Origin of the sequence: Nocardioides sp. Root122, from assembly GCF_001425025.1 — a bacterium.
Lineage (GTDB): Bacteria > Actinomycetota > Actinomycetes > Propionibacteriales > Nocardioidaceae > Nocardioides.
Map to the genome: position 1 here is coordinate 12,279 of NZ_LMDE01000003.1, position 18,947 is coordinate 31,225.

18 protein-coding genes and 1 riboswitch are annotated in these 18,947 nt (G+C 71.7%); of the genes, 10 read left to right on the forward strand and 8 right to left on the reverse strand.

All coding sequences use genetic code 11. The features are described from left to right. The first annotated feature begins 123 nt into the window (after window positions 1-123). The 10 genes from ASC64_RS04880 (at window position 124) to ASC64_RS21545 (ending at window position 11,241) form a co-directional block, all read left to right on the forward strand. Entirely contained in the window at window positions 124-1,920 is a 1,797-nt protein-coding gene (locus ASC64_RS04880) for an AMP-dependent synthetase/ligase (RefSeq protein WP_056906423.1), read from the forward strand. A 244-nt stretch (window positions 1,921-2,164) separates the two neighbouring features. Next, a complete protein-coding gene (gene cpaB / locus ASC64_RS04885; protein WP_056906424.1) occupies window positions 2,165-2,908 on the forward strand; it encodes a Flp pilus assembly protein CpaB in 744 nt (247 codons plus the stop codon). Between the two features lie 2 nt (window positions 2,909-2,910). Continuing rightward, on the forward strand, window positions 2,911-4,152 hold the full coding sequence (locus ASC64_RS04890) for an AAA family ATPase (RefSeq protein WP_056906425.1): 1,242 nt from the start codon (window positions 2,911-2,913) through the stop codon (window positions 4,150-4,152). A 1-nt stretch (window position 4,153) separates the two neighbouring features. Next, entirely contained in the window at window positions 4,154-5,587 is a 1,434-nt protein-coding gene (locus tag ASC64_RS04895) for a CpaF family protein (protein WP_056906426.1), read from the forward strand. After that, complete coding sequence (locus ASC64_RS04900) at window positions 5,584-7,485, forward strand: type II secretion system F family protein (RefSeq protein ID WP_056906427.1); 1,902 nt, start codon at window positions 5,584-5,586, stop codon at window positions 7,483-7,485. The genes ASC64_RS04895 and ASC64_RS04900 overlap by 4 nt, the downstream gene beginning before the upstream one ends. Before the next feature lies 1 nt (window position 7,486). Further along, window positions 7,487-8,416, forward strand: coding sequence for a type II secretion system F family protein (locus ASC64_RS04905; protein ID WP_056906428.1), 930 nt, complete (start codon window positions 7,487-7,489; stop codon window positions 8,414-8,416). 4 nt (window positions 8,417-8,420) lie between these two features. Continuing rightward, window positions 8,421-9,983 (forward strand): sensor histidine kinase, encoded by a 1,563-nt coding sequence (locus ASC64_RS04910; protein ID WP_056906429.1) that lies wholly within the window; start codon window positions 8,421-8,423, stop codon window positions 9,981-9,983. Then, window positions 9,980-10,633, forward strand: a complete 654-nt coding sequence (locus tag ASC64_RS04915) for a response regulator transcription factor (RefSeq protein ID WP_056906430.1) — start codon at window positions 9,980-9,982, stop codon at window positions 10,631-10,633. The genes ASC64_RS04910 and ASC64_RS04915 overlap by 4 nt, the downstream gene beginning before the upstream one ends. A 174-nt stretch (window positions 10,634-10,807) precedes the next feature. Continuing rightward, window positions 10,808-10,984, forward strand: a complete 177-nt coding sequence (locus ASC64_RS04920) for a Flp family type IVb pilin (RefSeq protein WP_056906431.1) — start codon at window positions 10,808-10,810, stop codon at window positions 10,982-10,984. Window positions 10,985-11,076: 92 nt separating this feature from the next. Beyond that, window positions 11,077-11,241 carry a Flp family type IVb pilin gene (locus tag ASC64_RS21545; RefSeq protein ID WP_082550221.1) on the forward strand — a complete coding sequence of 55 codons (165 nt, stop codon included), beginning with the start codon at window positions 11,077-11,079 and terminating at the stop codon, window positions 11,239-11,241. Here the strand turns inward: ASC64_RS21545 and ASC64_RS04925 are convergent, their stop codons facing one another. The 8 genes from ASC64_RS04925 to ASC64_RS04960 all read right to left on the reverse strand — a co-directional run bounded on the left by ASC64_RS04925 (window position 11,242) and on the right by ASC64_RS04960 (window position 18,915). Then, window positions 11,242-12,462 carry a M48 family metalloprotease gene (locus tag ASC64_RS04925; protein ID WP_056906432.1) on the reverse strand — a complete coding sequence of 407 codons (1,221 nt, stop codon included), beginning with the start codon at window positions 12,460-12,462 and terminating at the stop codon, window positions 11,242-11,244. Then, on the reverse strand, window positions 12,459-13,634 hold the full coding sequence (locus ASC64_RS04930; RefSeq protein ID WP_056906433.1) for a hypothetical protein: 1,176 nt from the start codon (window positions 13,632-13,634) through the stop codon (window positions 12,459-12,461). Before ASC64_RS04930 ends, ASC64_RS04925 begins: the two co-directional genes overlap by 4 nt. 73 nt (window positions 13,635-13,707) lie before the next feature. Beyond that, window positions 13,708-14,697: a C40 family peptidase gene (locus ASC64_RS04935; protein ID WP_056906434.1), complete on the reverse strand. Its 990-nt coding sequence runs from the start codon at window positions 14,695-14,697 to the stop codon at window positions 13,708-13,710. 30 nt (window positions 14,698-14,727) lie between these two features. Then, a riboswitch (cyclic di-AMP (ydaO/yuaA leader) is annotated at window positions 14,728-14,863 on the reverse strand. Window positions 14,864-14,992: 129 nt separating this feature from the next. After that, window positions 14,993-15,199: a hypothetical protein gene (locus ASC64_RS04940; RefSeq protein WP_056906435.1), complete on the reverse strand. Its 207-nt coding sequence runs from the start codon at window positions 15,197-15,199 to the stop codon at window positions 14,993-14,995. Between the two features lie 59 nt (window positions 15,200-15,258). Further along, a complete protein-coding gene (locus ASC64_RS04945; RefSeq protein ID WP_056906436.1) occupies window positions 15,259-16,647 on the reverse strand; it encodes a hypothetical protein in 1,389 nt (462 codons plus the stop codon). After that, a complete protein-coding gene (locus ASC64_RS04950) occupies window positions 16,644-17,882 on the reverse strand; it encodes an NYN domain-containing protein (RefSeq protein WP_056906437.1) in 1,239 nt (412 codons plus the stop codon). Before ASC64_RS04950 ends, ASC64_RS04945 begins: the two co-directional genes overlap by 4 nt. Before the next feature lie 17 nt (window positions 17,883-17,899). After that, window positions 17,900-18,175, reverse strand: coding sequence for a hypothetical protein (locus ASC64_RS04955; RefSeq protein WP_056906438.1), 276 nt, complete (start codon window positions 18,173-18,175; stop codon window positions 17,900-17,902). Between the two features lie 62 nt (window positions 18,176-18,237). Next, the gene (locus ASC64_RS04960; RefSeq protein ID WP_156385027.1) at window positions 18,238-18,915 is read right to left on the reverse strand and encodes a hypothetical protein; all 678 of its coding nucleotides are present in this window, start codon (window positions 18,913-18,915) and stop codon (window positions 18,238-18,240) included. Window positions 18,916-18,947: the final 32 nt, after the last annotated feature.

Genomic DNA, 18,947 nt, shown 5'->3' on the forward strand with positions numbered 1-18,947 from the left:
CCCGCCGCTCAGGCCCTCTTGCCGCAAGCGGCTGCGAGGCTCGGAATCTCGCCCGGCAAGCCGGGTGAGATTCCTCAGGAGATAGCCTGCGCACGCACTGACCACTTCTCAGGAGGTTTCCTCGTGCGTGAGTTCTCCACGCCCCTCTCCACCGTCATCCCCACGACGGGGAACCTCACCGACGACGTGGTCACCAACGCCCGGGAGGCCGGCGACGCCGCCGTCTTCAGCCGCGACACCGGCGACGGCTGGGCCGACGTCACCGCCGCGGAGTTCCACGACGAGGTGCGCGCGGTGGCCAAGGGGCTCATCGCGGCAGGCGTGGAGGCCGGCGACCGCGTCGCGCTGCTCTCCAAGACCCGCTACGAGTGGACCCTCTTCGACTACGCGATCTGGTTCGCCGGAGCGGTGACGGTGCCGATCTACGAGACCTCGTCCGCCGAGCAGATCGGCTGGATCCTCGCCGACTCCGGCACGCGCGCCGTCGTCGCAGAGGGCGCGGACCACCTCGCCCGGGTGCGCGAGGCACGACAGACCGGCGACCTCGCCGAGCTCCAGCACGTCTGGTCGATCGCGGACAACGCCGTCGACGTGCTCGGTCGCCTCGGCTCGGACATCTCCGACGAGGTCCTCGAGCAGCGGCGTACGACCGCCACGCCGAGCGACCTCGCCACCCTGATCTACACCAGCGGCACCACCGGCAAGCCCAAGGGCTGCATGCTCACCCACGGCAACTTCATGTTCGAGCTCGGTGTCGCGGTCGACGAGCTGCACGAGCTCTTCGACAAGGAGGGCGCCTCGACGCTGCTCTTCTTGCCGTTGGCCCACGTGTTCGCCCGGATCATCCAGGTCGGCTGCGTGAAGAGCCGTGCCCGGATGGGCCACAGCGCCGACATCAAGAACCTCGTCGCCGACCTCGGCGAGTTCCAGCCGACGTTCATCCTCGCCGTGCCCCGCGTCTTCGAGAAGGTCTTCAACACCGCTTCGCAGCGCGCCACCGCCGACGGTCGCGGCAAGGTGTTCGACCGTGCCGCCGACGTGGCCATCGCCTACTCCCGCGCGCTCGACGGCCCCAAGGTGCCACTGCGCCTGCGCGCCCAGCACGCCCTGTTCGACAAGCTCGTCTACGGCAAGCTGCGCCAGGCGCTCGGCGGCTGCTGCACGTACGCCATCTCCGGCGGGGCACCCCTGGGCGACCGCCTCGGCCACTTCTACCGCGGCATCGGCCTGGTCGTCCTCGAGGGCTACGGGCTCACCGAGACCACGGCCGCCCTCTCGGCGAACCTCCCCGACGCCACGAAGATCGGCACCGTCGGACGACCGCTGCCCGGCACCAGCGTGCGGGTCGCCGACGACGGCGAGCTGCTGTTCAAGGGGGGCCAGGTCTTCACCGGCTACTGGGGCAACGAGGCTGCGACCCAGGAGGCGCTCGGCGGCGAGGGCTGGTTCCACACCGGCGACGTCGGCGAGGTCGACGAGGAGGGCTTCGTCCGGATCACCGGGCGCAAGAAGGAGATCCTGGTGACGGCCGGCGGCAAGAACGTCGCGCCCGCGGTCCTCGAGGACCGGCTCCGTGCCCACGCGCTGGTCGACCAGTGCCTCGTCGTCGGCGACGGCCAGCCCTTCATCGGGGCCCTGGTCACGATCGACCGCGAGACCTTCCCCGCGTGGGCGGCCCAGCACGAGAAGACCGGCGACGTGGCTGACCTCGTCGACGACCCCGACCTCGTGGCGGTCGTGCAGGAGGCCGTGGACGACGCCAACAAGGCGGTCTCCAAGGCCGAGTCGATCCGCAAGTTCACGATCCTGCCCGGCGAGTGGAGCGAGGAGGGCGGTCAGCTGACCCCCAGCCTCAAGCTCAAGCGCAACGTCGTGGTGCGTGAGGCGCGCGCGGAGATCGACGCGCTGTACCTCTCCTGAGCCTGCGGGCTAGACCATGACTACGACGGACTAGTCACTTCGGACTACCCACAGGCCACCATCGGGTGGTTTGTCAGGCTTAGCCCCCGACAGCGCCCGCACCACCCCTAAGTTCTTCGATGCACGAGAGGACGTCGGGGCCACTCGTGGACTGGAGACGGTGGCACAGGCACCTTCAACGGTCGGTTGACCTCCCGGCACGTTGCTGAGCGAACCCCCGCTCCTGACACCGAAGGAATGCCTGATGGCGCGTCGTTCCGTACTCCTCGCCCTGGCCATCGTGACGGCCCTCGTCGGCACCCTGCTGATCGTCATGTACGTCCAGGGCATCGACAACCGGGCCACCGAGGGCCAGGAGCTGGTCGAGGTCCTGGTGGCCAAGGACATCGTCAACGCCGGCGAGTCCGTCTCGGCCGCCGAAGAGGCAGGGAAGTTCGAGAAGAGGGAGATCCGCCGCGACGACCTCGTCCCGGGTGCCCTCTCCTCCTCCACGAGCGTCACCGGCCTCGTGGCCACCGGCAACATCTACCCTGGCGAGCAGCTGATCGCGGACAAGTTCGGCAACGTCGGGGACACCCAGACGCTCGTCATCCCCGACGACAAGCTCGCCGTCTCCGTCGAGCTGACCGACCCCGAGCGCGTCGCCGGCTTCGTCAACCCGGGTTCGGAGGTCGCCGTCTTCGTCACGGTCGCCGACTCGTCGTACACCCGCATCATCCTGAACCGCGCGACCGTCATCGGCGTGGGCCAGACGTCCACCACCTCCCGGACCACCACGGACGAGCAGGGCACGCAGACGATCGAGGAGGTCCCCAAGACCATCCTCACCCTCGCGCTGACCCAGAAGGAGTCCGAGAAGCTGATCTGGGCGGATCGCTTCGGTGAGCTCAACGTCGGCCTCCTGTCGGACAAGACCAAGACTCGCGACGAGAAGGGCACCGACCGCAAGATGGTCGTCCCCGACGCTCCTTCGATCCCGACGGCCTGATCATGACTGTCATCCTCGAGGCCGACGCCGGCCAGCGCGCACTGCTCCAGGCGATGCTCCACGGCTCCACCGGGGTGGGCGACGTGGAGGACCTGGCGTCGAACATCCAGGACCACCCGCACGAGTTCGCGGTGGTCATCGGTCCCAGCATCACCACGGAGGACGCCACCGCGTTCGCCCAGTGGGCCCGCGTGAACCGTCCCGACCTCGGTGTCATCCTGCTGCGTGACACGGTCGACGCGAACGCGCTCTCGCTCGCGCTCCGCAGCGGCATGCGCGAGGTGGTCCAGAGCAAGGACCTCGCCGGGATCACCACCGCCGTGCAGCGGGCCCGCTCCGTGGCGAGCGCGATCGGGCAGACGATGCTCGGTGAGGTCCAGGCGGCCGCCGAGCAGGCCAAGGCCAGGCTCGTCGCCGAGGCCGAGGCCCAGCGGGTCGCCGACGAGGCTCCGCAGGGCAAGCTGTTCACGGTGTTCTCGACCAAGGGCGGCGTGGGCAAGAGCCTCGTCGCGGTCAACACCGCCGTGGCGCTGGCGCAGAAGCACCGGGTCTGCCTGGTGGACCTCGACGTCAACAGCGGCGACGTCGCGATCATGCTGCAGCTCTCCCCCAACCGGAACGTCAACGACCTGGTGAGCTTCCGCGGAGGCATCGACGAGGGCGCCATCGAGTCCCTCCTCACCACCCACTCCGAGCGCCTGTCCGTCGTGGCGGCGCCCGTGCACCTGGACTCCCCCGACCAGGCCACGGCCGAGGACATCGGTCAGCTGCTCGAGGGACTCAAGGCGATGTTCGACTACGTCGTGGTCGACACCTCGGGCGTCTTCGACGACCAGGCCCTCGCCGCGCTCGACCGGTCCGACTCGATCATCCTGGTGGGGACGCTGGACATCCCGGCACTCAAGGGCGTGAAGCTCGCGACCAGCACGTTGGACCTGCTGAACTTCCCCCGGGAGTCCTGGAGCTTCGTGCTCAACCGGGTCGACGCCAAGGTCGGCCTCACGCAGGGCGAGTTCGAGTCGACCCTGGGCCTGAAGGCCGACGCGACCCTGGTCTCGAGCCGCGAGGTCCTCGCCGCGGTCAACCGCGGCGAGGCACTCGTCAGCGCCTTCCCGTCCAACCCCAACAGCAAGGCGCTCACCACCTTTGCGTCCACCCTGGCGCAGGCACACGCTTCCGCTCCGGGCGACCCGGTCGCCACACCTGGCCGCAAGGCCAGTCGTCTTCGCATGAGGAAGGGCTGACATGAGTCTCACCGACCGTCTCGCTGCCGCATCGCGCACGCGCCCCGCCGACCCTGCCGCGCCGCCCGCCAGCGATGGAGCGACGACAGCCAACCCTCCGGCCAAGCCGGAGTCCATCGCAGCCGGACGCCGCCGTGCCGCGGTCGCACGCTCCGGCCACGACCCCTACAAGGACCTCAAGCGCGTCGTTCACGCGCGCCTGGTCAGCACGCTCGGTCCCACGCTGTACGACGCCCACCTGACGCAGTCCGACCTCGAGCAGCAGGTCCGCCTCGCCCTGCAGACCACGCTCGCCGAGGTCGACATGCCGATGTCGTCGGCGGACAAGTCGCGCATCTCCCAGGAGATCGCCGACGACATCCTCGGCTACGGACCGCTCGAGCCGCTGCTGCGCGACCCGGACCTCTCCGAGGTCATGGTCAACACGTTCGAGGACATCTACGTCGAGCGCAGCGGCAAGCTGACGAAGGTGGACGCCACGTTCGCCGACGAGGCGCACCTGCGGCGCACCATCGACAAGATCGTCAGCAAGATCGGACGACGCGTCGACGAGACGAGCCCGATGGTGGACGCCCGTCTCCCCGACGGCAGCCGTGTCAACGCGATCATCCCGCCGCTGGCCCTCGACGGGTCCAAGCTCACCATCCGCAAGTTCTCCGAGGATCCCTACACCGTCGAGGACCTCATCGGGTTCGGCACGCTGAGCCGCGCCTCGGCCGACCTGCTCGAGGCCTGCGTCCGCGGCCGCCTCAACATCCTGGTCTCCGGTGGTACCGGCGCCGGCAAGACGACGACCCTCAACGTGCTGTCCTCCTTCATCCCCGACGACGAGCGCATCGTCACCATCGAGGACGCGGCCGAGCTCCGGCTCGTGCAGGACCACGTGCTGCGGCTCGAGTCGCGACCGGCCAACATCGAGGGCAAGGGTGCGGTCACGATCCGCGACCTGGTGAAGAACTCCCTCCGCATGCGTCCCGACCGCGTGGTCGTCGGTGAGATCCGTGACGCCGCGGCCCTCGACATGCTGCAGGCGATGAACACCGGTCACGACGGCTCGATCTCGACCCTCCACGCCAACACACCGCGTGACGCCCTCTCGCGTCTCGAGACGATGGTGCTCATGGCCGGCATGGACCTGCCGGTGCGCGCCATCCGTGAGCAGGTGGCCAGCGCCGTCGACCTGATCATCCAGCAGACCCGTCTCAAGGACGGCACGCGCCGCATCACCGCGATCACCGAGATCGTGGGCATGGAGGGCGACATCATCACGACGCAGGACGTGTTCCTCTTCGACTACGCCGCTGGGATGAACGAGCAGGGCAAGTTCAAGGGCGGCCTCGAGTCGACCGGCCTGCGTCCGCGCTTCCTGGAGCGGTTGGCCGACCACGGTGTGCACCTCAACCCCGCCGTGTTCACCGTGGGCGGCGCCCGATGAGGTCGGCCGCGCGCTGGCTCGCCGGCGCGCTCGTGACGTCCGCGCTGGCGTTGTCCGTGGGCGCGCCGGCGTTCGCCGAGGGCGAGATCACCATCGACCATGTCGACACCGACCGCGGCACGGTCAACCTGCTGTTGTCCACCGACGGGCTGCCCGAGGGCACGGAGGTCGACCCCGCGCAGGTCTTCATCGAGCTCAACGGGTCCGCCGTCGAGTCGTCAGCCAAGCTCGTCGACGCAGGCGACATCGACCGCTCCACCGTGATCGTCCTCGACGCCAGCAACAGCATGAAGGGGAAGGGCAAGTTCGCCGCGGCCACCACCGCGATCAACGCCTTCCTCGACAGTGCGCCGGATGACGTCGCGATCGGCCTCGTGGCGTTCGCTGGCGACGTCACCACGACTGTGTCGCCCACCATCGACCACGACGACGTGCGACAGGCGCTTGCCGGGATCACCCTGGCCAAGGGCACCAGCGTGTACGACGGCATCGTCGAAGGGGTGAGGCTGCTTGACGGTGACGGTTCGCGCAACCTCCTCGTGCTGTCTGACGGAGCCGACACCGGCAGCGACATGACCCTCGAGGTGGCCACCGCCGACGCCCAGGAGGCCAATGTCGTCGTCGACGTCGTCTCCCTCGTGCAGGGCGCAAAGTCCGACGAGCTCGCCACGGTCTCGACCGCCACCAACGGCTCGGTCATCCCGGCCGATCCCGCGGTGCTCACCACGGTGTTCAACGAGAGGGCCGCGGCGCTGTCCCAGCAGCTGCTGGTCACCTTCGAGGCGCCCTACGCCAGCGGCGAGGACGCCAACATCGACGTCGTCGTCGAGAGCGCCGGCACCCAATACCACGACACGGCCTTCGCGACGCTCGGTCCCGGCTTCGCCGTGCCGGACGTCGTCGACTCCGGCAAGGCGCTCATCGGCAACACCGGCATGCTCCTGGGCGCCGGTGCCCTCGCCATCGGGCTCTTCGGCCTCCTCGCCACCGTGATGATCAGCGCGGGCGACAACCGGTCGCAGTCGGTGAAGCAGCTCGAGGCCTACTTCAACGGCACCCCCGGCTCCACCTCCACGACGAGGAAGAAGCGCCAGGCCACGCCGGCGGACCTCAAGGGCTCCGCCGTCTCGATCGCCAACCGGTTCGTCAGCGCCGACCTGGAGACCAAGATCTCGCAGCGCCTGTCGGGAGCCGGCTCGGCGCTGACCGCGTCGGAGTGGGTGCTGGTCCACCTCGGCATCGCCTTCGGAGCGGGCCTCTTCGGCCTCATCATGGGCGGCATCCCGATGAGCATCCTGGGACTTCTCCTGGGCATCGTGCTGCCCTGGGTCTACCTGAAGTTCCGCCACAGCCGTCGCCTCAGCGCCTTCAACGCGCAGCTCGCCCAGACGCTGGGCCTGATGGCAGGCGGTCTCCAGGCCGGCCTGTCGCTGCCCCAGGCGGTCGACACGGTGGTCAAGGAGGGTCACGAGCCGATGGCCGGCGAGCTGCGGCGCGCGCTCGTCGAGCAGCGGCTGGGCGTCGACATCACCGACGCGCTCGACGGCGTCGGCGAGCGGATGGAGAGCGCCGACTTCGCCTGGGTCGTCATGGCGATCCGCATCCAGCGCGAGGTCGGCGGCAACCTGGCCGAGATCCTGCACACCGTGGCCGAGACCCTGCGGGAACGCGAGTACCTCCGCCGCCAGGTGAAGGCGCTCAGCGCCGAGGGCCGGCTCTCCGGCTACATCCTGACCGGGCTCCCGCCGCTGATCTTCTTCTACATGACGTTCGCCAATCCCGACTACGTACGCTTGCTGTACACCACGCTGCCCGGCTACATCATCCTGGCCCTGGCAGGGTTCCTTCTCGCCCTGGGATCGTTCGCCATGGCGAAGCTCGCAACGGTGGAGGTCTGAGATGATCCTGTGGATCGGTGCCGGCTGCATCTTCCTGGCCATCGTCATGGCCATCTCCATCTTCGGCGTGGTCAGCAAGGAGCGCCGCGGCGTCGCCCGCTCGATGGCCGCCATCCAGGCGATGAGCCAGAGCACGCCCGACATGCTCAAGACCGAGCTCGAGCGCCCGTTCGCCGAGCGGGTTCTCGGCCCGCTGGGCGACCAGCTGGTCGGCACCGGGCGCAAGCTCGTGCGCGCCGACACCGCCCACAGGCTCGAGTACCGCCTGAACGTGGCCGGCAACCCGCCCGGCTGGGACGCCAACCGGCTCATCGGCCTCAAGGTGCTCGGCATGGCGGTGTTCGGCGGCATCGGCTTCCTCTACATCGCCGGGATGGACCTGCCGTTCATCCGCGTCGTGCTCGGCACGGCGCTGGTCGCTGCGTTCGGCTACATCCTGCCCAACGTCCTGCTGTTCAACGCCGGGCAGAAGCGCGAGAAGCTGATGCGCAACGCGCTTCCCGACGCGCTCGACCTGCTCACCGTCTCGGTCGAGGCGGGTCTCGGGTTCGACGCCGCGGTGGACCGGGTCGCCCGCAACACCGACGGGCCACTGGCCAGCGAGTTCGCCCGTCTTCTCCAGGAGATGAACATCGGCGTGGGACGCACCGACGCGATGCGTGCCATGGCCGACCGCACCTCGCTCGACGACCTCAAGTCGTTCTGCCTGGCGATGGTGCAGGCCGACAGCCTGGGCATCCCCATCGGTCGGGTGCTGCGCATCCAGAGCGGCGAGATGCGCACCAAGCGTCGCCAGCGCGCCGAGGAGAAGGCCCAGCAGGTGCCCGTGCGGATGATGATCCCTCTGGTGCTGTTCATCCTGCCGTGCCTCTTCTTGGTGATCATGGGTCCGGCAGGCATCCAGATGGCCGAGACGTTCGGGAACCAGTGAGCCGATGCGCCTGACCAATCGGGTGGAGCGGGCGGGCACGCTGGGTGGCCTCCCGTACACCTGGCGGGTCACCACGGCCATCCGCGTCTTCGCGCTGGCGCTGGCCACCGGCGTGGTGCTCTCCGACGACAGGGCCGGTGTCTCGGGGCCCCTCCTGGCGGCCCTCGTCGTGATCGCAGGGGCCGGAGCGGTCCTGGACTGGGAGCCCGAGCTCACCCGTACGTCCTGGACGGCCGCTGCCGAGATGCTGCTGGCTGCCCTGATGCTGGCCAGCGCCGACGCCTCCGCCGGCCTGTACGCCTACCTCGCGGCGCCGCCGGTCGTGACCGGGCTGCGCCACGGACTCGTGACGACGGTCAACGTCGCCGCCGTCGGTGCACTGGGCGTGCTCGCGGCGGTCGCCGCTGCGGCGGGAGGCGACCCTCGCCCCGACCTCGTCGCGGCGGGCCCCTGGGTGCTCAGCGGGTTGGGTGCCGGGCTGCTGACCAGCTGGCAGTCCCGCTCGCTGCGGCACCAGGACGCGCGCCGGGCGCCGTACCAGGCCGCGCACCAGGTGATGGCGCAGCTCCACGGGCTGGCGCGCCGAGGTGAGGTCGGCCTGGACAGCGCCCAGCTCGCAGCTGAGCTGGAGGCCGACCTCCGCCGCCGAACGGGCGCTGCGGGCTCGGCGGTCTTCACCTGCTCGGCGGAGCACGGGCTGGTGCTGCTCTCCGGCTACGGAGAGGTCGCGACGCTCGAGGCGGAGGTCGACCGCGCCCCCGAGGCTCGCTCCCCCGGTGTCCGCGTCCTGACGATCCACGGGACCGACGGGACGCTCGGTCACCTGGTGCTCGACGGAGTGCTGCGCTGGACGGACGACATCGCCGAGAAGGCCGCCGAAGTGATCGACGACTTCGCCCTGCGCATGGACACCGCCGTGCTGTTCGACGAGGTCCGGCAGATGGCGACGTCCGAGGAGCGCAACCGCCTGGCCCGCGAGATGCACGACGGCGTGGCGCAGGAGATCGTCGCCCTCGGCTACGTCGTGGACGAGATCGAGTCGGTCTCCGACGAGCCCCAGACCCGGGAGCTGGCCGGATCGCTGCGCGAGGAGATCAGCCGCGTCGTGAGCGAGCTGCGCTACTCCATCTTCGACCTGCGCCACCAAGTCTCCGACCGGCGGCTGTCGGGCGCGCTCGCCGAGTACGTGCGCGACCTCAGCGCGGGCACGGACCTACGGGTCCACCTCACCTTCGACGAGTCCGGGGACGCCCTGTCCTCACGGACCGAGAGCGAGCTGCTGCGGATCGCCCAGGAGGCGATCGGCAACGTGCGCCGCCACTCCAGGGCCCGCAACCTCTGGGTGGACTTCGTCACCGACGGCGTCACGCTCGACCTGCGGATCCAGGACGACGGCATCGGCAACGCCGGGCCGAAGGACCGCCACTGGGGGCTGCAGACCATGTCCGAGCGCGCCAAGGGGATCGGCGCGTCCCTGCAGGTGTGCGAGCGCCCGGGCGGCGGCACCCTCGTCCACCTCCACACAGACCACGCCACCAGGCTCCGAGAGAGGAGTGCTCGCCCATGAGCACCACCGTCATGCTGGTCGACGACCACGAGCTGATCCGCCAGGGCCTCGCCCGCGCCTTCGAGCGCGACGACGACATGCACGTCGTGGGCCAGGCAGGCAGCGTCAACGAGGGGCTCTCGGTCTTCCGCGACGTGTCGCCGGACGTGGTCGTCACCGACCTCCAGCTCCCCGACGGGCTGGGTCTGGAGATCGTGCGCGCGGTGCGCAGCGAGAGCGACACCGTGGGTCTCGTCGTGCTCACCATGCACGCCGGGGACGACCAGATCTTCGCCGCGATGGAAGCCGGCGCCTCGGCCTTCGTGGGCAAGGACAGCAAGGCGTCCGAGGTCGTCAGCGCGGCCAAGCACGCCGCCGTCGCGCCCCGCACGTTCCTCTGCGCCGGCCTCAGTGCGGCCATGATGCGTCGCGCCACGACGCCGGCGGCGCCCCGCCTCTCCGGCCGCGAGGAGGAGGTCCTGGTCCTCCTGGCCGAGGGCCTGGGCACCAGTGACATCGCCGGACGGTTGTACCTCAGCGAGTCCACGGCCAAGACCCACATCACGCACATCTACCAGAAGCTGGGCGCCGCCAACCGCGCCCAGGCGCTCGTCACCGCGATGCGCATGGGCCTGCTCGACCACCTGTCCGCGGGCAACCCGCTCCGCTGACGTCGGACGTGCCATCCGGGGTGGCGTCGAGGGTGGTCGCAAGATAGTCACATCGGACTACCCAGCAACGGCCGTTCACCCGATTCGCCGGCCGTCGAGGTCGAGCAGAGTATCCCTCGACGGGTCCTCGTGGGCTCGGACCGGACTCATCAACCAGACATCAAGGGGAATCCCATGCTCGAGAAGTTCATCACCCTCATGCTCGTCGGCCGCAAGGACGAGGAGAAGGGCGCGACCGCCGTCGAGTACGGCCTGATGGTCGCCCTCATCGCCATCGTCATCATCGGCGCCGTCACCCTGCTGGGCAACAACCTGAGCGCGCTGTTCGCCGACATCGCGGGCGACATCTGAGACTGATCCTCGGATCTTTGCCGGGCCGGCGCCGTGGGACGTCCACGGCGTCGGCCCGCACTGCTTCTGCCAGCTCCACCAAGGAGGCACACATGCCGCTGCCCCAGACCCCTGAGCGTGACGAAGAGGGTGCCACGGCCGTCGAGTACGGCCTCATGGTGGCGATGATCGCCATCGTGATCGTCGGCGCCGTCGCGGCCTTCGGCTTCGCGGTGAGCGACCTGTTCGAGATCCCGGCCGGCGTCTTCGGTCCTTGATCAGCTCTCTGCCAACGCAAGCCGCTGCAGCACCGTGGGGTGCGACCCCCACCACCACTGCGACCAGGCCGGTGGCGTCGGATCGGCCAGCGATCGCCGCGCCAGCATCACCTGCATCTCCCTGAAGGCGACCGGGTCACCGGTCGCCTTCAGTGCGTCCACGTCGGCCCGGGTCTCGATCCGGCGGCTGATGCCGTTCTCCGCGGGGCTCGCGAGCTGGGAACCGACGGCCAGCAGCGCGATCACCACGGGCACGACGGACGCCCTCCGCATCCGCTCGCCCCCCACGACGAGGCCGAGCAGGCCGACGCCGAAGGCCGCGCCCAGCGCCCCGAGCACCGTCCCGGTGAGCACGTCGTCGTGCCGGGCGTGGGCCAGCTCGTGGGCCACGACCGAGAGCACCTGGTCCTCCGGCAACGATTCGACGAGCGTGTCGTAGAGGACGACCCGGCGGGTGCCCGAGAAGCCCGACACGTAGGCGTTCAGCGTGGTCGTACGCCGTGACGCATCGGCCACGAGCACGTCGTCGACAGGCACCCCTTCCTGGTCCGCCACGGCGAGCACCGCGGTGCGGAGGCGGCCGTCGGGCAGCGACGTGAACGAGTTGTAGAGCGGCTCGACCACGAGCGGGTAGACCAGCGAGCCGACCAGCACCAGACCGGCTGCGAGGGCGGCACCGGCGACGACCCAGGCACGCCGCCAGCGGCGGGCGAGCCCGACCAGCACGAGCAGGCCGAGCGAGGTCACCACGATGCTGACCGCGGCGCCCGTGCCGACGTCGCGCGTGTAGCCCCACCACGACTGGGTGGACAGACCGTGGTCGAGGCGGTGCTGCTGGAGGGCGATGCCGAACGGGAGCGCGAGCAGCCGCAGGACCAGCGTCACCACCACGACGGCCATCGGCACCTGGACCCACCAGCGACCGGGCGGGCGGCCGGTGATCCGCTCCCGCACCCGGGTGGAGGCGAGGACGCTGACCGCAGCCAGCTGCACCACGAGGCCGGACCAGCTCCACAACCGGGACCAGGCCGCGTAGTGCTCCCCCAGCGCGATCTCCGCCGGCGTGAACACCGATCCGGCGGCCACCGGCTCGGGCGTCCCGCCGGGCACGGGGCTCCAGGGCACCAGCCAGAAGGCCGCCACCACGAAGGCCACGCCGGTGAGGAGGACCACGCCCCAGGCCGGGCTGCGATCGCGGGCGCGGGAGGGGGGGCGGCTCACCCGGCCAAGTCTTGCAGGCGGGTCCGCCACGTCCGGGTGAGCTGCCGCAGCGGGAGCCCCGCCCGGGCCAGCACCCGACCCACAGGAGCGCCGTCGGCCGTGGCGCCGTAGACGTCCACCAACCCCTGCTCCCCCAGACGCTCGGCGACGACCCGGCACGCCAGCCACGCCTGCTCGTAGCGCGCCTGGAGATCTACGGCACGGGTGTCGAAGTCGGCGGCGGACGGCAAGGCCTGCGGCACGCCGTCGCGGCGGGCGAGGTCGATCGCCCGACCGAGGGTGGTCGTCTCGGGCAGGTCGACGTCGCGCAGCGCGACGTAGTCGGCGAAGCCCTCCACCAGCCACGGCTCACCGGGCGCGGACGCCGCGCCGGTGGCCACGTGGACGAGCTCGTGGCTCATCACCACCTGGGCGCCAGTCGGGCGCAGGCCGGCGATCACCTCGGGATTGACGAAGACGTGGACGGGGGCGTCGTCTGCCGCAGTGCCCGCCGTCGTCGTCACCGCAGCGATCCCGGCGTACGTCCCGGGGTCGACGCCCAGCGTCTCGTCGAGGGCGGCGGCGCTGGCCGGCACCTCGACGACCACCGGCGCGGACCAGTCGGGCAGCACGCGGCGCACGACGCGGATGCCACGCTCGACGCGCGCCGCCACTGCCTCCGCGTCGGGCCGCGCCCCGTCCGCCAGCACCAGCACGTCCGGCGAGCGGGACACCGACAGCTCCCCCTGCAGCCAGAGCGGCACCCGCCCGGGTCCGCCCCCGGCACCTCCACCGAATCCGGCGATCCCGAACCCGTCGCCGGACGGGGCGAAGTCGACGCGCAGGTCGGCGCGCGACCGGCCGGCGTCGTAGGCCCCGAGCCGCCAGGTGAGCTCGACGACACCGCTCCACGACCCGTCTGCTGCGACCGTGCCCGTCTGGTCGACGTAGCGCGCGGTGACCCCGCGCAGGTCGAGGGCCGCGACGTTGTCGCCGATCCCCGCGAGCAGGTCTGCGGCGTCCTCGTCACCGTCGGGCGCGAGCGCGGCCAACGAACGGGAGTCGCCCGCGTCCACCGCGGCGACGAAGTCCGTCAGCGCGGTCGTGGCCGCAGCCGGGCTCGCCCGGCGTACGTCGACGGCGCCGGGGTCGGCGTCGTGCCGCGGGTCGCGCAGCAGCAGCAGCAGCGCCACCAGCGCGAGCGCCAGGCACAGCGAAAGGCCGGCCGCCCACAGCAGTGGACGACCGGCCTTCGAGGGCTGCAGGTCAGCCAGGGCGGACCGCGCCGACGTAGGGCATCGAGTAGAGGCCCGAGACGGCGACGCCGGTGCCGGGGTTGGCCGCGTGGACGATCATGCCGTTGCCGATGTACATGCCGACGTGGCTGATCGGGCTGTAGTAGAACACCAGGTCGCCGGGCTGCAGGTCGCTCGCGGCGATGTGCGGGCCGGAGCCGTACTGGGCGCTCGAGGAGTGCGGGAGCGACACGCCGGCCTGGGCCCAGGCGCGCATCGTCAGGCCGCTGCAGTCGAAGGCGCTCTCGCCGGCCGCGCCGTAGACGTAGGCGTCGCCGACCTGCGCGAGGGCGTACTGGACGGCAGCCGCCGCGCGGCCCGAGGCCGGGACGGAGGCGGGCATGCGGCTGACGCCGCCGCGGGAGGCGAGGAGCCGCTCACGCTCGTCGGCCTCGAGGTCGGCCAGCAGGCTCTTGGCCTCGGCCAGCTTGTCATCGACGGTCTCCTTCTCCGCGCTCAGCTGCTCGGTGAGCTCGGAGATCTCCGTGGTGCGGGCGTCGGTGGCCTCGCGGCGGATCTCGAGGGCCTCGAGCTCGGTGTCGTAGTCGGACAGGAGCGAGGACTGGAGGTCGTTGAAGGACGACATCGTGGACAGGCTGTCGAGGAAGGAGCTGGGGTCCTCCGACACGACGATCTGGCCGACGGTCGAGATGCCCTCTCCCTCGAGCTGGCGCACGACGGCGTCGGAGACCTGGTCGCGGACGGAGGCGAGCCGCTCGTCCTGACGCGACTGGTCGGACTTGAGGCCGGCGAGGTCGCTCCTCAGGTCGGCGAGGTCGAGCTTCGCGTCGTGAAGGCGCTCCTGGGCCGCCTCCGCCTCGTGGTAGAGACGGTCGACCGTGGCCTTGACGTCCTTGATGTCGGGGTCGGCCTGCGCCGGGGTGGCGGGCACGAGAGCAATGGCAGCGATCGCGGAGAGACCAAGCACGGTCGCGCCAGCTCGCTTGCGGGTCTGAGCCACGAGCGGGGGAACTCCTCGGGGTGTCGTACGCCTACCGGGTGAGCTGACGGGTTCGGCACGACGTGTCCTACCCCTGCTCCACGCACCGCTCGCGCAGTGCGCCTCACAGGGGATTCACCCCAGGGGGAAGTGTGGTTCCCCGGCTCACAGACCACGGGTGGTGCGGGGGACGTGGGCTGCAACTCGGCGCGACGCCCGCGCGGATCCGGGTGATCCACTTCCACGAGCGCCAGGGACACCCTAGACCGGGAACGGGGGCCCCGCCAATCTTCGCCACACTTCGTCCTCGCGCGTGTCAGGCCGACTCGATGACCGGCCCTGCAACCGGGTCGACGAGCCGCAGCGGCGGCACGAGTCCCCCCGAGGCCAGCACGTCGAGCGCGGCCATCTCCTCCTCGTCGATGGTCAGCTCCGGCGGCGGTCCCAGCAGCACGCTCACCACGCAGTCGTGGCAGTGCAGACCCCGCACCACGCAGGTGTCGCAATCGATCCGTGTCGTCATGGCTCACACCGTGGCAGGGCCCACCGACAACGGCGTCCCGCGCGTGTCGCGGTCCGTCCTCACCGCCGGACGTAGCAGGTCCAGCGCTCCCCGCACGGCTGCCGGATGAAGGCGGGGTCGTCCGCGACGAGCGCCTGCGGCGCCGACGCCTCGCTGACCACGACGAGGTCGACCTGCGCCAGTGCTGCGCGGCCGCCGGGGCGGCCGTCGAGGAAGTCGAGGTAGGCGGCCTGGTCGTCGTGGCCGAAGGCGTCGAGGGGGTTGGACACCCAGAGCCGCACCCCGGCGACCGCGAGGGCCTCCGAGAGCGGCGCCGGCGCCAGCACCACACGGTCGCCCGCGACCTCGGCCACCGTCTCCACCACCGCGGGCCGCGCCCCCAGGACGGCCTGCCCGCGCAGCAGCGCCAGGGGGACGGCCACCGAGCACGCCACGCCGGCGACGCAGACCACCGAGACCGCTCCCCGCAGCGCCGCACCGCGGACGTCCTCTCCCGGCTCGCCCGCGCCGTCACGCCCCTCGCGGCGGCCGGCGGCCATCAGCACCAGCAGGAGGAGCAACCACACCCCGTGGCGGGCCGCGCTCGCCGTGGCCACGGCGAGCCCGGCGACGGCGACGTACTCCCACAGGTCGCGGCGGTTGCGCAGGGCCAGCACTCCCAGGCCGATCGCGGCGAGCAGCATGAGGACGTCGAACGGCGCGTCGAGCGCGGGGCGGGCCCACAGGCCCTCCGCCCGCTGGGCGGACACGTTGTCGAACACCTCGGCGTAGTACTGGGGAGTGTGCCAGCCCTGTGGGGTCACGCAGAGCCCGACGAGCGCGGCCACCCCGACCCCGACCGTCTCGAGCGGGCGGCGCGGCAGCCGGTGCAGGAGGAGGTACGCGCCCAGGACGCAGGTGCCGAGCAGCGCGGCGCCGTGGAGGTTGCCCCAGACGACGACGAGCGGCACCGCCCACCAGATGCCGCGGTCGGGCCGGCGCGCCTGGCGTGCCACCAGCGCGAGCAGCAGTGCGAACGGCAGCAGCGACAGCGTCTGGGCCCGGACCACGCCGAGGGTGGTGAGGCTGCCCCCGACGAGGGCGGCGAGCGCGCCGCCGACGTAGGCGTCACGTGCACCCCGGCCGCGCGCGGCGACGGCCAGCACGCCCAGCGTCGCGCCGACGAGCACCAGGTGCACCAGCACGACGGTCCGTTCCCCGAGCGCGTGGAGGCCGGCCGCCAGCAGCTCGGCCAGCACAGGAACGTTGCGCCAGCCCGAGGTGTCGGCCGCGGCGAACGGCACCGAGTCCGGCACGGAGCCGGTGGACACGACGTGGTCGCCCATCGCGACCAGCCAGTCCCAGTCCCCGCCGATGCGGACGAACTCCGCCAGCACGGCCAGGGCGACGACGCAGGCACCCAGGCACCAGCGCCACTCGTCGAGCCGGGCGAGGACCGCCCGGGTCACGTCAGGAGGCCGATCAGGGCTGCCGCCGGCAGCACCCGGGCACCTGCCCGCGCCAGGTCCTTCGCCAGCGCCTGGTCGTCGGTGACCGCGACGACCACCCGCCCGCGGGGCTCGGCAGCGACGAGCTGACGGATCACGTCGTCGGCGATGACGCCGGACGGGCTGAAGACCACCTTCACCCCGCGGGGGGCCGGCATCACGGTGCGGGTCGCTGCGGAGGCGGCGTCGAAGACCACCGTCGTCTCGGCCCCGGAGCGGGCCACCAACGGCCCCAGCGCGGTCACCAGCCGGCTGCGCTGCGCCTCGAGGCTGGCGCTCGGCCAGGCCTGCTTGGTGACGTTGTAGCCGTCGACGAGGAGCCGTGCGCGCGGCAGGGCGAGCGTCTGCTCGAGCTGGGTTGGCGTACCGGGGCCACTGGACGCCGGCGCGGAGCGAGGCGCGTCCAGCGACGACTCGACCAGCTCGCCGGGTGTGCCCTCGACCGCGGGCAGGCCGAGCTCGCGCCGCAGGCCGGTGGCCGCCTCGACCACCGTCTCGAGCAGGTAGCGAGCGCGGATCGTGGCCTGGTCACGCTGGCTGCGCCCCTCGCGACGGGTGGCGGTGAGCTCGCCCTCGGCCTGCTCGACCTGGGCGCGCAGCCGGCGTACGTCGGCCTCCGCGGCCGCCACGGCGGCACCCGCGGACGCGGTGACGGCGTCCCGCACGGCGAGGGCCTCGACGCGCTGGCCCTCGGCCTCGCGCAGGGCGGTGCGAGCCTGGCCGAGGCGCTGGCGCAGGACCTTGTGCTCGGCGCGCATCGCCTCCAGCTCCTCGCGGTGGTCGACACGGACGGTGGCCAGCTCGGCCTGCAGCGCGGCGACCTGGGCGGTCAGCCGTGCCACCTCGCCGTGGGCACGCTCGTCGTGGGCCTCGGCCTGCTCGAGGTCGGCGACGACGTCGGCGACGAGCGAGGTCCAGCCCTCCTCGCGGGCCAGCCACGCGCGGGCCGCGGCGTCGTACGGGTCGTCGGCCTGGACCGGGACCGCCGCGACCTGCACGGCCGCGTGCCCACGGAACTCGTCGTCGGCGAGAGCGTCCCAGATGGCCTGCCCCCCGAGGCGGGCGCGGCGGGCGGGCGCGAACCCGGCGACCTTGCGCAGCGTGGGCGGCACGGGCGTGACCGACGGCAGCACGGCCGAGACCAGCGCCACCACCCGCAGGCGGAGTCGCTCGGGCAGCCGGTCTGCGTCGGGCACGGTCGTCAGGGGCAGGCTCAGCCGGCGGCCGGGTCGGCCGAGGTGTCGGCGGCGGCGCGGTCGACCACCTCGATGGCGTCGGAGCGTCCGCACCAGCGGCACGAGACAGCCTCCACGGCCTCGGACCGGACGGTCTCCTCCTCCACCTGGTGGTCCCCGGCGAGGTCGAAGTGCCAGTACTCGGTGGTGCGTCGGGTCCGGGTCACGTCGAACCGGGTCAGGTTGCCGCAGCCCCCACAGCGCCACCTCTCGCCCTCGGCGGGGACACGAAGGCCGGCGTTCTGGTCGGTCACGGTGCACTCCTGGCAGGTGTGGGCGGTGGGACGGATCGGGCGCGGCCCGGTGCGTCGTCAGCCTAGTGGCCGCCGGGGCGCCGACCTGACGGTTGCCGGGCGTCGGACGTCCGCATCATCCACCACGCGGCGGCTGCGACGACGAAGTCCGCCACGGCGTGCAGCAGGCGGGCGACCAGCGCGACCATCCCGGCCGGACCTGTGCCGAGCACCGGGACGAGGAGCACGACCAGCACGCCGTCGCGCGCTCCCAGGCCGGCGGGGGCGACGGGAACTGCCACACCCGCGGCGTGGGCGACCGCGAACGCGCACCCGAGCGTGAGCACGAGCCGCGCGTCCGCCTCGGGGGCGAGGGCGGCCAGGGCCAGGGCGTAGCACGTCCACACCGGGACCATCAGCACCGCGCTGCGCACGCTGTGCCAGACGCGCCAGTCGCACGTCGTCCCCGCGATGCGCTTGCCAACCTGTCGGTGGACAGCGGGCAGCATGCCCACAACGCCGACGAGCAGCGACACCATGACGACCCAGGTCGGGAGCGCGGTCCACCACCCGAGGATCCCAGCCAGAAGCAGGCCGCTGGCGACATGCGCGCCTACCAGCAGCACACCAGCTGCAGCAGGAACCCGCGGCGGCAGGCCACGCCGGGCGCCGAGCGCGCTCTGGGCAGCGAAGGACCAGACTGACCCAGGGATGTACTTGCCGAGCTGAGCAACGAAGAAGGGCGGGACCAGCTCGCGCACGGTGCCACTGACCCCGAATGCATCAAGTGCAA

Bases quoted from the DNA above. Each gene is read 5' to 3' on its own strand.
- cpaB (WP_056906424.1), top strand. From the start codon at position 2,165: ATGGCGCGTCGTTCCGTACTCCTCGCCCTGGCCATCGTGACGGCCCTC.
- ASC64_RS04890 (WP_056906425.1), top strand. From the start codon at position 2,911: ATGACTGTCATCCTCGAGGCCGACGCCGGCCAGCGCGCACTGCTCCAG.
- ASC64_RS04895 (WP_056906426.1), top strand. From the start codon at position 4,154: ATGAGTCTCACCGACCGTCTCGCTGCCGCATCGCGCACGCGCCCCGCC.
- ASC64_RS04900 (WP_056906427.1), top strand. From the start codon at position 5,584: ATGAGGTCGGCCGCGCGCTGGCTCGCCGGCGCGCTCGTGACGTCCGCG.
- ASC64_RS04905 (WP_056906428.1), top strand. From the start codon at position 7,487: ATGATCCTGTGGATCGGTGCCGGCTGCATCTTCCTGGCCATCGTCATG.
- ASC64_RS04910 (WP_056906429.1), top strand. From the start codon at position 8,421: ATGCGCCTGACCAATCGGGTGGAGCGGGCGGGCACGCTGGGTGGCCTC.
- ASC64_RS04915 (WP_056906430.1), top strand. From the start codon at position 9,980: ATGAGCACCACCGTCATGCTGGTCGACGACCACGAGCTGATCCGCCAG.
- ASC64_RS04920 (WP_056906431.1), top strand. From the start codon at position 10,808: ATGCTCGAGAAGTTCATCACCCTCATGCTCGTCGGCCGCAAGGACGAG.
- ASC64_RS21545 (WP_082550221.1), top strand. From the start codon at position 11,077: ATGCCGCTGCCCCAGACCCCTGAGCGTGACGAAGAGGGTGCCACGGCC.
- ASC64_RS04940 (WP_056906435.1), bottom strand. From the start codon at position 15,199: ATGACGACACGGATCGATTGCGACACCTGCGTGGTGCGGGGTCTGCAC.